Source organism: Streptomyces sp. NPDC005576 (assembly GCF_042871745.1).
Taxonomy (GTDB): domain Bacteria; phylum Actinomycetota; class Actinomycetes; order Streptomycetales; family Streptomycetaceae; genus Streptomyces.
Genome location: NZ_JBIAJC010000008.1, coordinates 146,229 through 156,924, shown reverse-complemented (window position 1 = coordinate 156,924; position 10,696 = coordinate 146,229). Strand labels below are relative to the sequence as shown.

Below are 10,696 nucleotides of genomic sequence, written 5' to 3'. Positions count from 1 at the left end.
GTCGTGCCGCCCCCGCCCAGGAGGTGAGCGCGACGGACCACCAGTCGGGGGTTACGGCGTCTCGGGCAGTTCGACGTCCGTGATGAAGTGCTGGACGGACTGGGCGCCGCCGGGGGCCGCGAGCGCCGTGAACGTCAGCTCGTAGTTGCTGCTGTCCTCGGCGGAGTGCTTGAGGGCGCCGCGGTCGGACACACCAGAGCGGGCGATCATGATGCGGTGGCGCTTGCCGCCGTAGATGACGTCGAGGCCGAGGCCGATCTCCACCGTGTCCTGCGTCGAGCCGGATCCGAAGCTGATGAACTGCTTCTTGCCGGTGGCCGCCGCGGTGCTGGTCATCTTCGCCATCTGCACCTGGTAGTACAGGGCGAGGAGCTGCGCGGTGGTCTCGCGGAACGTCAGCTTGAATGTCTGGGTGCGCTTCTTGGCGAGGTCGACGACGGGTGCGTCCTCACCCCAGGCGTCGAGCTGGGTACGCTCTTCCGCCAGCGCCTCTTCGAGGCCGTCGGGGGTAATGAACCCCATGTCGACGAAGTCCGCGCCCCACGCCACCTCGGGGCCGAGCGGGAACGTGGAGCCGACGGGGGCGGCATATGCCTTGCCGGCCGTCCCCACGATGATGTTTGACGAGTCGCCCACGACGGGCCTCCTAGCTGTTCGGGAGGGGTGGGCGGACGCTCATCCCCAAGGTCATGCCGACGCGGGCGATGCCCGTGTTCGGCTCCTCCGGTCGGTCTTGTGGGCCCGTCTCCTCCGAGATGCCCGTGACGATCCCGCCGGTGGTCGCCTGGCCGGGGAGCAGCTCCCACTCGGCCCGCACGCGCAGGGCGAGGCGCATCGCCGCCCCTTCGGTGGCCTCGTAGCAGTCGACGGAGAACCGGGGCCGGTCGCGGGTGGCGGGGTCGGACCAGCCGCGCATGTCGCTGGTGCCACCGATCCGCAACACCCTGACCGCCGGCAGCGCCCCATTGAGGGCAGAACCCTCGGGGAGCTTCGACGTGACGGTGACGCCGGGCATGGCGGCACTGAGCAGGTCGATGGCGACCCGCTTGGCGTCCGGGAGGATCAGTGGCGTCACCATGACTACGCCTGCGCCGGAGGGGCGGTCTTGACGTAGTCCTGCAGGTCCCGCTTGGTGGCGGTCTCGGCGGCGCTGGCGCTCATTCCGAGGCTGATGGCGTAGGTCCGCCAGTCGTCGACCTTGGCCGTGTCGGAGGGCGCACCAGCGCGCGGCTTGGACTCCTCGACCAGCTCGGCGAATCCTGTCCACCGGTGCGCTTCGTCGGCGGGGACCTCGATCACATCGCCGGGCTGCTTGCCGCCCCGCCAGAACGTCAACTTCATCTTCACGGTGTCGCCGTCAGCCATCGTGGGGCTCCTTGGGAGTGAGTGCGGCGACGATGGCCGCGAACAGGTCGTCCTTGCGGAGCTGCTCGGCAGGCAGCTCGCTGTACGGGACGAGGCAGGGGTGGGTCTTCGCTGTCTCGTCCTTGACCGGGCCGTGGACCCAGCCGCGCTCGGTCTTGTAGTCGCACCACGTCTGGTGGAGCTGTTCGGCGGTGGCGCCGTTCTGGGCGTGCCTCACTCCGTCGATGGCGGACGCGCGCTGCGACTCCGGCGCGTCGTCCCACAGAGGGGACACGGCAGCGTCGCCCGTGGCGATCTGCCACGCCCGGTTCGCGTCGTGACAGACGCGAGCGATCCGCTCAACGTCCAGTTCGTAAGCCATCAGTGGTCGCCTCCTGCGGCGTCGAGGGCGTTGCCGAGCGTGTGGTTCGGCAGGTGGATACGGCGTCCGTTGCGGTCGGTCTGCCGGGTGCCGTACTCCACGTAGATCGCGTAGTGGACGGGGGCGTCGACATGGACGGTGCCGTCACTGTCCGGCTGCTCGACCCGGTGAATGGTGTCCCGGTACAGGCCTGTGTCGACCGGGGCTGTCGCCTTCGCGGCCTCGACGACCCGGTCCATGCGCGCCCGCATGTCGGCCTGCACCTTTGGATCGAGGGCCAGGTCGTCGATGGCATCCTGGAAGATCTCCACCTCGTTCATCCGGCTACCTCCAGCAGCCGCACCGTCTGGCCCGACAGCGGGCCAGCCTCCTGGACGTCGCGCGGCACACCGTCGACCTCCCAGGTGCGGCCGTCCCACTCCACCCGGGACCACTCCGACACCCGCGGGGCACGACGCGGCATGAATAGTTGGGCGGCGGTGACCGTCTGGTCCTTGGCCTCGCGGGACTCCGAGGATGAGACGTAGTCGACGGTGCACCCGTACACCGGGGTTCGGGTGGCGTGAGCCCAGTCCCGAATCTGCGCGTTGTAGTCCCCGTCGATCAAAGGTGCATCGACCAAGACGACTGTCTGGCGTCCGATGTGGCCCGGCATCAGCCCACCACCAGCGGGTCAAACCGGAACAGGCCGCACGTGCGCAGCAGATCCGCTACGGCGGGCGCCAACTGCACCGCCTGCCCCGCAGATCCTCCGACCGTGCGCCGGGTGAACGACCGCTGCCCCGCCACCATCGACTGGAGATCGGCCTGCGCTTCGGTCTCGTCGCCGCGCTCCAGCATCCAATGGACCTGCTGGACCGTCGCCTGCAACAGCACCGCCTGCACCTCAACGTCGGCCGGGTCGTACCACGCCCCCAGGAGAGCGCGGTCGACCCGCTGCGACGCCAATATCAGCAGGCGCACAGCACTCTCGGGCGCCGGCTCGGGGGCGAGCCACGCTTCGAGGTCGGGGACGGTCGCGTAGGGCACCGGCTACTCCTGGCCCTCGGGCTGGGTGTTGCCCTCGCGGGCGTCCTCGACGACCTGGGCGTAGTCCTGGCAGTCGACCTTCGTGGCGTCCTTCGCCTGGTCCGGGTTCATGCCCAGGGCGATGACGTAGGTGCGCCAGTCGGCGACCTTCGCGTTCGCTGCGGGGCGCTCCGGGATCTCGGCGGCCGGGGTCGCGGGCGACTCCGGGTCGTCGTTCGGGACCGGCGCCTGAACGTCGGCGCCCAGCGCCTTCTCGTTGGCGGCCACCCACTCCTGGAGCTGGGAGAGCGTCAGGGAGTAGGCGTGATCGGCGAGGAGACCGAGAGACACCGCGTAGGTAGCCCACTCCCCCGCCTGCGCGCTGGGGGAAGGCTTCTCGCGCACGGGCGGTTTCGTGCCGACACGGTCCGCGGTCGTTGCCTCGGCGCCGTCGACGACGACGAGGCTCTTGTCGCCGTCCGGAACGTCCGGCGCGCTCCCGGAGGCCGGTACCAGGTGGCCGCGGGCGATCTGCTTGGCCATCTCTCCGGACGGCGGGTCGTCGAGGTGCAGACGCATCCCGCCGGTGCCGATGTACTCGCGGCGCCCCATGTCAGTAGGCCTTCGGGAGCTTGAAGACGGTGATGGTGCCGAGGAAGCCAGCCTCGAAGTCCAGGTAGAGCTTCGAGCCCTTCTGCTGGAACCGGGCGCTGGTGAACGGGCCGATGAACTCGGAGCCCGTGTTCGCGCCGACCGCCTGGACGAAGTCGCCCTGGCCGGCCATCCACGACTGGGAGCCGGAGCCGGTCTTCACGGTGACGTTCTTCGCGCCGGTGGCCGTGTTGTTGACCCGGAGGACGGTGCGCTCGGGGTCGACGCTGTTGATGACGACGCCGTTGGTGACGAGCGTCGCGTCGATGGTCGTCCCGGCCGGGCTGGTGAGGTGGCCGTTCGGGACGAGAGGGCTGTAGGGGATGGCGGTACGTGCCATGGGAGGGCTCCCGGGGTCAGAAGAGGCGACGAGGATCACGCTGGGACACGGCGGGTTACGCCGGGTCGACGAAGGCGACCGCGATCCCGGTCGGCCGCAGCAACTTCGCGCCGTACACGTGGAGTCCGCGGATCGCGTCGGCGATCGTCGACTGGAGGCGGAGCGCCTCGGTCTCCAGGATCTGCTCGGCGTAGGTGATCGCCCCGGGGTAGCCGGCCATCATCACCTGGGTGTCGCCGGTCGGGTTCGGGGTGTTGTTGGACTCCAGGATGTCGAAGCCCGCGGCGCGGCCGACGAAGCCGTTGCGGAGACCTTCGGTGGTGCCGGAGGCGTCGGCCTTCACGAAGCGGTCGTCGTTGAGCATGGCGCCGATGAACTCCGGGGAGCCGACGAAGTAGCGGCCCTCGCTGGGGACGTTGGCCCGGTTGAGGCGGGTGCGCAGCGGGACGAGCACCTTGGAGTAGGCGTCGAGGGGGCTGGTGTGGATGTCGATGGGGGCGCCGGTGGAGCCGACCTGGTTCGCGGCGGCGGCCCCGGTGTAGAGGCTGGCGACGTAGGCGTCGGCCTTGTCGCGGAGCCCGTAGGCGGCGTTCTGCGCCATCTCCGCCATGGGGTTGAGGAGGGCCTGCGCCTTGTCCACGTCGTCGATCTTGAAGGCGAATGCCTTGGCCTGGTCGATGATGAGGTCCGTGCCTGCGGTCTCGACGTCCTCGTAGTTGATGGTGTCGCCGGCCGCGTAGTCGAAGATCGTGGGGTCGCCGACGGTCGTGATGTGCACCGACTGCCCGTGCGAGGTGATCTCGCCCTGGTAGTTGCGGTTCACGAGCTGCGGCTGCGCGTAGACCAGGCTGTTGCGGAGGCCGACGAGAAGCTGGGCGGACCAAATCTCCGGCTTGAAGTTGTTGATCGACAACGGAGGCTCCTAGGGAGGCTTAGCCGCCGAGGTAGGCATTGAGCCTGCCCTCCTGCACGGCCTTGGTGATCTCTTCGGGGGTCATGCGCGCCACGTCCGCTGCGCCCAGTTGCCGTTTACTGCCGCCGGGAGCGCCCATCGGCGCACCACCTGCAGGGGTGGGCTCCGGTTCCTTCGGCTGCGGCGCCTTGGCCGCGAGCTTGGAGTTGCCGTCGACCGCCGCCTTCACCGCGCTGCCGACCGCGTCATCGAACCCGGCGTCGGCCGGGTCGAGCTTGGCGATGGCGTTGGCGAAGGACCGGGAGTCGAGGAGGGCGTCGGGGTCGCCGCCGTGCTTCCCGGCCGTCTTGTACACGGCGAGCTCTACCTGCGTCTGGCGGGCGCGAGCGTCGGACACCTTGGTCCGGTTCTGCTCCTCGGCCAGCTGCTTGGCGAGTTCTTCGGGGGTGGGCGGCTTGGCCTCGTCGGTCTCCAGCCCGAACGCCCCGGCGACCTTCTTCATGAAGGCGGCCTGGTCGTCACGGGCCTTCTGTTCTGCGGCTTCGCGCTTGGCCTTCTCGGCAGCGACGTCTCCGCGGAGGTTCTCGACGAGCTTCTGGAACTTCGCCGGGTCGAACTCGCCCTTGAACTCGGGGGACTTCCCCTTCGGTTCGTTGGCGGGCTCTGCCGGTGTGGCGGGTGCGGCCGGCTCTGGCTGGGCCGGTGCGGGCGTTGCTGCCGGGGGCGTCTCGGGTGTTTCCGGCTGGGTGCCGGGGGCCGGGGCGTTTCCGGGTGCTGCGGGCTGGGCGGGGGTTGCCATCTCGGTGCCTCCTTGGGCGGCCTACACGTCGTCACGGCGCCTTGTCCGTTGGCGTGTTAGCCCAGATGTTAACCCCTAACCTGCCATAAGGGTGCACAATCAAAGGCCAGAGCGCAAGATAACCTTCGAATCAACGGCACGAGAGGGGTGGGGAGTGGCCACGACAAAGCACATAGCCGACCAGGCACAGAGGCACCCCGACGTCATTCGCGCCCTCGAAACCCGGGCCATCCACCGCACCACCCACGAACTCGCCACCCGGCTCACCGCAGCCCAACGCGACGCCACAGCACGGTGGATCCACGCCACCCACGGCCAACCCGCCCCTACCCCGGGCGCGCTCGACAAACTGATCGCCTGGATCAAGCGGCTACTCGCAACCGCGTTCCGGGGACAGGGCGTGCGGGCGAAGCAAGCCGCCGCCGCAGCAGCCCACGAAGGGGCACTCCTCGGAGCGAGACTGGCCGCCTCCATCGCCGCCGCCATGACCGGCCAGCCGACGCCCGGCGCCCGCCCCCAACCTGCGGGCAGCCCCGGCATCATCGGAGTGGACGCACAGGCCGCGGTCGACAGCATCCCGGCAGTCGTCGAAGAAGAGCACCAGCATGCAGCGGCGCTCCTCACCGCCGCTACAGCAACCGCTATCGGGGGCAGCCTCGTTGCCTCCGTGTTCAACCGAGCCCGGCGCGCCGTCACCCGAGTCGCACGCGCCGTATCCGTCGGGGTGGCCAGCGCCGCAGCCGCCGGGGCCGCCGCAGTCGCCCGCGCCCTGGGCCCCCGCACCCGGCTGTTGTGGGTTGCCGAACCGGGCGCCTGCCCAGCCTGCGCCGCCTATGCCGGCCACTCGATCCTGCCCGGCGAGCTTTTCCCGGGTGGTCTGTCCCTCAACGCGCGACAGACCGTGTTCCGCACCGCGATTCCCGGGCCGCCTCGCCACCCGCACTGCCGGTGCGCCCTCATCCCATGGCGCCCCGAGTGGCACACCGGCGGCACCCCCCTGCCCGATCTACTGCGCGCACGCGCCCGCACCGGAGGTGCCTGATGCCGCACGGAACCATGGGCGAGGACCGCTTCGACGAGTTCCTCGAACTCCACACCGAAGGACTCGGCCGTAACGCGATCTGTCGTCGCATGGGGCTCACCGCCAGCGTCGTCTCCCGCACCGCAGACCACCTCGGCGTCAGCTTCGACCGGTCCCGCATTCAGGCAGCCACCACCGCGCGCCTCGCCGACTTGGCCGAGCGGCGCAGCATCCTTGCCGAGCAACTCACCAGCGACGCCGAGCGACTCCGCGCCAAACTCTGGGAGCCGACCGTCGTCTACGCCTTCGGTGGCGCGCAGAACATCTACGCCAGCGAACCCGTCGAGGAACCCCCGCCCGCCGACAAACGCTCCCTCATGGGCGCCGCCGGAATGGCCATCGACAAGTCACTCAAGCTCGCGCCGGCAGAAGTCAGCGGCGGCGGAGCCGATGAAGCCAAGTCCATGCTGGGGAAGCTCGTAACGGGCATCAGCGCCATCGTCAACGAGGGCACCACCCAGGCAGACGGGGTTGACGCATGACAGCGCCTGTAGTCGTAGCAACGAAGGCATGCCGGGGGTGCGGGGAGACGAAACCTCTCGATGATTACGCCCGCAAGGGCAAGTCCCGTGCAGCACGCTGCAAAGACTGCTTGCGGAAGTGGGCGGTGCAGTACAGGAGCGAGAACGCAGACCGCGTCCGCGTTAACGAGCGCACTTCCCGGGCGAGCAACGCTCTGCACCGACAAGCATGGAGGCTTAGCAACTACCAGAAGAACAAAGAGAAAATACGCGCGCGAGTCAGGGCGAGGTACTCCGAGCTTTATCCCCTTGAGCCTGAGCGCTGGCTCGCCGCCAACGCCCGCAGGAAGCAGCGGCTCAAGGTCGACATGGACAAGATGGATCGCGCCCTATCTTTGGCCTACCGGCGCGCCATACGGGTCGATGCGTGTCGCTACTGCAGTCGCCGACTTGTCGGAGACATGCATGTAGACCACTTCTACCCCTTGGCTAAGGGCGGCACCAATCACTGGTGGAATCTGGTACAGAGTTGCGGGCCGTGCAATCGGCATAAGCACGACCGTTGCGGTACGTGGATGCTGCTGCGTAAGAGGACGTCGTGATTGACGGTCGCGATCTTGGCCTGTCGCGGCGGCAGTTGGAGTTCATCGGACAGAGCGATGCACCAATCAACATCGCCACTGGCGCAATTCGGTCAGGCAAGACAGTAGCCTCACTTCTCCGCTGGCTGATTTACGTGGCGAGCGCTCCACGCGGCGGAGAATTGATCATGTGCGGCAAGACCTCGACCACTATTCACCGGAATGTTTTTCTCCCCATGCAAGACCCCGACCTCTTCGGAGACTTGGCCAAACAGGTGCACTACACAGCTGGAGCTCCGATGGCAACAATCCTTGGACGTCGGGTCCACGTCCTAGGAGCGAACGACGCAAAGAGCGAATCCAAGCTTCGGGGCTTCACGTGTGCAGGGGCATACGGAGACGAGATTTCCCTTATGCCGCAAGGATTTTGGGAGCAGCTCACAGGGCGAATGTCCGTGGCTGATTCAAAAATTTTCGGCACCAGTAACCCCGACAACCCGGGCCACTGGCTCATGCGCGACTGGCTTTCGCGCCCCAAAGAGGCTGCAGTAAAACACTGGCATTTTACGCTTGACGACAATGATGCGCTCACAGAGAAGTTCAAGAACAACCTTCGTTCCATGCATCAGGGAATTTTCTACCGTCGCTTCATTCTGGGCGAATGGGTGGCCGCCGAAGGGGCCATCTTCGACATGTGGGACGACGAGCGACACATCGTCGACGAGATGCCGCGCGACGGAATCCATCGCTGGATCGCCCTGGGCGTTGACTACGGAACCCGTAACCCGCTACATGCCGTCCTGATCGGGCTAGGCCGCGACCGACGCCTGTACGTGGCCCGGGAATGGCGCTACGACGGGCGGGCGAGGAAGCGCCAGTTGACCGACGCCGAGTACAGCGAACGTATCCGAGGATGGCTTGCAGACGTGCCCGGCATCGGCCCGGTACGCCCCCAGTTCGTGACGGTAGACCCGTCCGCAGCTTCATTCAACGCCCAGCTGCGGCGGGACAAGCTCACGCCGACCGCAGCCAACAACGCAGTCCTTGACGGAATTCGGGTGGTGTCCTCGCTATTCGCCCAAGGGAACCTCCTGGTTCACTCCTCCTGCAAGGAGCTGATCGCAGAGATCCCGAGCTACTCATGGGACGACAAGGCCGCATTGAAGGGCGAGGACAAGCCGGTAAAGGTTGCTGACCACGGGGTGGATGCGTTGAGGTACGGAATTTTCACCACTCGCGCTCTGTGGCAAAACAAGCTCGCTCAAGTCGCGTAGAGAGGACACTGTCATGCCGCTGCCTCCGTCTGGGAAGACCCCTTGGCCGCCTCCGCGTTTCGATATCCCGCACGCCGACATTGACATGTGGCGGGCCTGGTACGCCGGCGACACCGGGCACCTGGCGGCCGTGTATGGCGGGGCCGCGGCGTACACCCGGAACGGGTTGGCCCGCGAGTATTTCGACGTGGACCGGCGGGCGGTGGGTGCCGAGGAGTTGCGCATGTTCTGGGGGCAGGACCCGTCGCCGGGCCAGCAGGCGGCGAAGTTGCATGTGCCGATCGCCGGGGACATCGCCGAGATGTCCGCGAACCTGCTGTGGTCGGATGTGCCGCAGGTGACCGTCGACGGCGACTCAACGGACGCCTCGATGGCCAAGACGACGCAGGCGCAGATCGGCCGCTACCTCGACGACCGCGGGCACGCGAAGCTCCGGGAGGCTGCGGAGCTGGCCGCTGGCTTGTCGAACGTGTACGTGCGGGTGGTGTGGGACCGGGCGCTGCGCCCGCGGCCGTGGCTGGACGTTTTGCCGCCGGATGCGGTGGTCCCGGAGTGGCGGTGGGGTCTCCTGGCCGCAGCAACGGTGTGGCGGGAGCTGGAGCCGCTGGTGGACAACAAGCACGTGTGGCGGTTGCTGGAGCGGCACGAGCCTGGGGTGATCGAGTACGGGGTGTACCGGGGCACGGTCACGGACCTCGGGATGCGCATAGAATTGATCGATCACCCGGAGACGGAGGCTCTCGCAAAGCGCGTCGACGGGCAGGATCGGCAGGCCACCAAGGTCGACCGCCTGTTGGTGTCGCACATGCCGAACGTGCTGCCGAACCGCCTGTGGGACGGCATCCCGGACGCGGCGCCGCTCGGCCGCTCCGACTATGCGGGCATCGAGCCGATGATGGACGCCCTGGACGAGTCCTGGACGTCGTGGATGCGAGACCTCCGGCTGGGGAAGAGTCGACTGCTGCTCCCCCAGTCGATGATCGAGACCGCGGGTCCCGGATCGGGCGGCTCGTTCGACTTGGACAGGGAGTTGCTGGTCAAGCTGAACATGCTGGAAGACGACAAGGGTTCGTCCATCACCCCGGTCCAGTTCGATATCCGGGTGGAGGCGCACGAACGGACGACGAAGGCGCTCCGGTTGCAGATCCTCTCCTCGGCCGGCTACTCGGCTCAGGGTTTCGGGGAAGCGGGAACCGTCGCGGTGACGGCCACGGAGGTCGCGGCCCGCAAGGAGGAGTCGCTGACGACTCGCGGCCTGAAGATCCTGTACCAGCGGCCTGCTCTGCTGGAGCTGCTGACGACGATGATGTGGGTCGACGTCGTGCACTGCGGGGCGAAGGGTGTCGACCCGGCTGCAGAACTCACTGCGAGCTGGCCGCAGGCGGTGCAGCCGGACCAGGAGGCCACGGCGCGGGCCCTGTCGTTGCTGGAGTCGGCGGGGGCCATCAGCACGTTCATGAAGGTAAAGATGCGGGAGCCGTCGTGGGACGACGCGGAGGTGCTGGCCGAGGTGCAGCGAATCCGGGAGGACCAGGCGGCGGTCCCGGCCGGAGACCCGTTCAACGCGGGTGGCACGAACAGTCCGGACGATGCCGAGCCGCAGGGCGACGAGGTTGGGCCAGCTCTGGATGACACCGCGGACGACGAGTTGGTGGGCGGGGGCTCGCGCGAGGTGTTGGCCGCTTAACGGCGCCGGATGCCTCGGCGGGCGGGGAGCGTGCGGTAGCCGACGGTCTTGCCGTAGCTGCGCTTCCGGGCTCGCGCCCACTTGTGGGCGAAAGCTTGTCGGGTGGCGAACATCCATCGATATTGGGCGCGCGAGCGAACGCCTCTGGTCACTGCGGACTCCTTCCAGCGGGGCC

The 10,696-nt window shown here is 67.9% G+C and carries 16 protein-coding genes; 5 read left to right on the top strand and 11 right to left on the bottom strand.

What is annotated here, in order from left to right; all coding sequences use genetic code 11:
* Nucleotides 1-51: 51 nt before the first annotated feature.
* Genes ACFYPN_RS16250 through ACFYPN_RS16200 form a run of 11 tightly spaced genes read right to left on the bottom strand, consistent with a single transcriptional unit; the run spans nt 52 to nt 5,437 of the window.
* The gene (locus tag ACFYPN_RS16250) at nt 52-636 is read right to left on the bottom strand and encodes a phage tail protein (RefSeq protein ID WP_389298751.1); all 585 of its coding nucleotides are present in this window, start codon (nt 634-636) and stop codon (nt 52-54) included.
* A gap of 10 nt (nt 637-646) precedes the next feature.
* The gene (locus ACFYPN_RS16245; RefSeq protein ID WP_389298749.1) at nt 647-1,078 is read right to left on the bottom strand and encodes a hypothetical protein; all 432 of its coding nucleotides are present in this window, start codon (nt 1,076-1,078) and stop codon (nt 647-649) included.
* Between the two features lie 2 nt (nt 1,079-1,080).
* Nucleotides 1,081-1,365, bottom strand: coding sequence for a hypothetical protein (locus tag ACFYPN_RS16240; protein WP_389298747.1), 285 nt, complete (start codon nt 1,363-1,365; stop codon nt 1,081-1,083).
* Nucleotides 1,358-1,726: a RyR domain-containing protein gene (locus ACFYPN_RS16235; RefSeq protein WP_389298745.1), complete on the bottom strand. Its 369-nt coding sequence runs from the start codon at nt 1,724-1,726 to the stop codon at nt 1,358-1,360. The genes ACFYPN_RS16240 and ACFYPN_RS16235 overlap by 8 nt, the downstream gene beginning before the upstream one ends.
* The gene (locus tag ACFYPN_RS16230) at nt 1,726-2,046 is read right to left on the bottom strand and encodes an HK97 gp10 family phage protein (protein WP_389298744.1); all 321 of its coding nucleotides are present in this window, start codon (nt 2,044-2,046) and stop codon (nt 1,726-1,728) included. Before ACFYPN_RS16230 ends, ACFYPN_RS16235 begins: the two co-directional genes overlap by 1 nt.
* Complete coding sequence (locus tag ACFYPN_RS16225; RefSeq protein WP_389298742.1) at nt 2,043-2,348, bottom strand: hypothetical protein; 306 nt, start codon at nt 2,346-2,348, stop codon at nt 2,043-2,045. Before ACFYPN_RS16225 ends, ACFYPN_RS16230 begins: the two co-directional genes overlap by 4 nt.
* Before the next feature lie 32 nt (nt 2,349-2,380).
* A complete protein-coding gene (locus tag ACFYPN_RS16220; protein WP_389298740.1) occupies nt 2,381-2,755 on the bottom strand; it encodes a hypothetical protein in 375 nt (124 codons plus the stop codon).
* A gap of 3 nt (nt 2,756-2,758) precedes the next feature.
* Nucleotides 2,759-3,346: a hypothetical protein gene (locus ACFYPN_RS16215; RefSeq protein ID WP_389298738.1), complete on the bottom strand. Its 588-nt coding sequence runs from the start codon at nt 3,344-3,346 to the stop codon at nt 2,759-2,761.
* A 1-nt stretch (nt 3,347) separates the two neighbouring features.
* Nucleotides 3,348-3,725 (bottom strand): hypothetical protein, encoded by a 378-nt coding sequence (locus tag ACFYPN_RS16210; protein ID WP_389298736.1) that lies wholly within the window; start codon nt 3,723-3,725, stop codon nt 3,348-3,350.
* A gap of 55 nt (nt 3,726-3,780) precedes the next feature.
* The gene (locus ACFYPN_RS16205) at nt 3,781-4,638 is read right to left on the bottom strand and encodes a P22 coat protein - protein 5 domain protein (protein WP_389298735.1); all 858 of its coding nucleotides are present in this window, start codon (nt 4,636-4,638) and stop codon (nt 3,781-3,783) included.
* Between the two features lie 19 nt (nt 4,639-4,657).
* Nucleotides 4,658-5,437, bottom strand: a complete 780-nt coding sequence (locus ACFYPN_RS16200; RefSeq protein ID WP_389298733.1) for a hypothetical protein — start codon at nt 5,435-5,437, stop codon at nt 4,658-4,660.
* A gap of 154 nt (nt 5,438-5,591) precedes the next feature.
* Here ACFYPN_RS16200 and ACFYPN_RS16195 point away from each other — a divergent pair, with 154 nt between their 5' ends.
* From ACFYPN_RS16195 to ACFYPN_RS16175, 5 genes are read left to right on the top strand one after another with little or no spacing between them, the layout of a single operon-like run.
* Nucleotides 5,592-6,479 (top strand): hypothetical protein, encoded by an 888-nt coding sequence (locus ACFYPN_RS16195; RefSeq protein ID WP_389298731.1) that lies wholly within the window; start codon nt 5,592-5,594, stop codon nt 6,477-6,479.
* A complete protein-coding gene (locus ACFYPN_RS16190; protein ID WP_389298730.1) occupies nt 6,479-7,000 on the top strand; it encodes a hypothetical protein in 522 nt (173 codons plus the stop codon). Before ACFYPN_RS16195 ends, ACFYPN_RS16190 begins: the two co-directional genes overlap by 1 nt.
* The gene (locus ACFYPN_RS16185; RefSeq protein WP_389298728.1) at nt 6,997-7,581 is read left to right on the top strand and encodes an HNH endonuclease; all 585 of its coding nucleotides are present in this window, start codon (nt 6,997-6,999) and stop codon (nt 7,579-7,581) included. The genes ACFYPN_RS16190 and ACFYPN_RS16185 overlap by 4 nt, the downstream gene beginning before the upstream one ends.
* Nucleotides 7,578-8,834, top strand: coding sequence for a PBSX family phage terminase large subunit (locus ACFYPN_RS16180; RefSeq protein WP_389298726.1), 1,257 nt, complete (start codon nt 7,578-7,580; stop codon nt 8,832-8,834). Before ACFYPN_RS16185 ends, ACFYPN_RS16180 begins: the two co-directional genes overlap by 4 nt.
* Before the next feature lie 13 nt (nt 8,835-8,847).
* Nucleotides 8,848-10,521: a hypothetical protein gene (locus ACFYPN_RS16175; RefSeq protein ID WP_389298724.1), complete on the top strand. Its 1,674-nt coding sequence runs from the start codon at nt 8,848-8,850 to the stop codon at nt 10,519-10,521.
* Nucleotides 10,522-10,696: the final 175 nt, after the last annotated feature.

Coding starts and splice junctions, on each gene's coding strand:
- ACFYPN_RS16245 (WP_389298749.1), bottom strand. CDS start 1,078: ATGGTGACGCCACTGATCCTCCCGGACGCCAAGCGGGTCGCCATCGAC.
- ACFYPN_RS16240 (WP_389298747.1), bottom strand. CDS start 1,365: ATGGCTGACGGCGACACCGTGAAGATGAAGTTGACGTTCTGGCGGGGC.
- ACFYPN_RS16235 (WP_389298745.1), bottom strand. CDS start 1,726: ATGGCTTACGAACTGGACGTTGAGCGGATCGCTCGCGTCTGTCACGAC.
- ACFYPN_RS16230 (WP_389298744.1), bottom strand. CDS start 2,046: ATGAACGAGGTGGAGATCTTCCAGGATGCCATCGACGACCTGGCCCTC.
- ACFYPN_RS16215 (WP_389298738.1), bottom strand. CDS start 3,346: ATGGGGCGCCGCGAGTACATCGGCACCGGCGGGATGCGTCTGCACCTC.
- ACFYPN_RS16210 (WP_389298736.1), bottom strand. CDS start 3,725: ATGGCACGTACCGCCATCCCCTACAGCCCTCTCGTCCCGAACGGCCAC.
- ACFYPN_RS16200 (WP_389298733.1), bottom strand. CDS start 5,437: ATGGCAACCCCCGCCCAGCCCGCAGCACCCGGAAACGCCCCGGCCCCC.
- ACFYPN_RS16190 (WP_389298730.1), top strand. CDS start 6,479: ATGCCGCACGGAACCATGGGCGAGGACCGCTTCGACGAGTTCCTCGAA.
- ACFYPN_RS16185 (WP_389298728.1), top strand. CDS start 6,997: ATGACAGCGCCTGTAGTCGTAGCAACGAAGGCATGCCGGGGGTGCGGG.
- ACFYPN_RS16175 (WP_389298724.1), top strand. CDS start 8,848: ATGCCGCTGCCTCCGTCTGGGAAGACCCCTTGGCCGCCTCCGCGTTTC.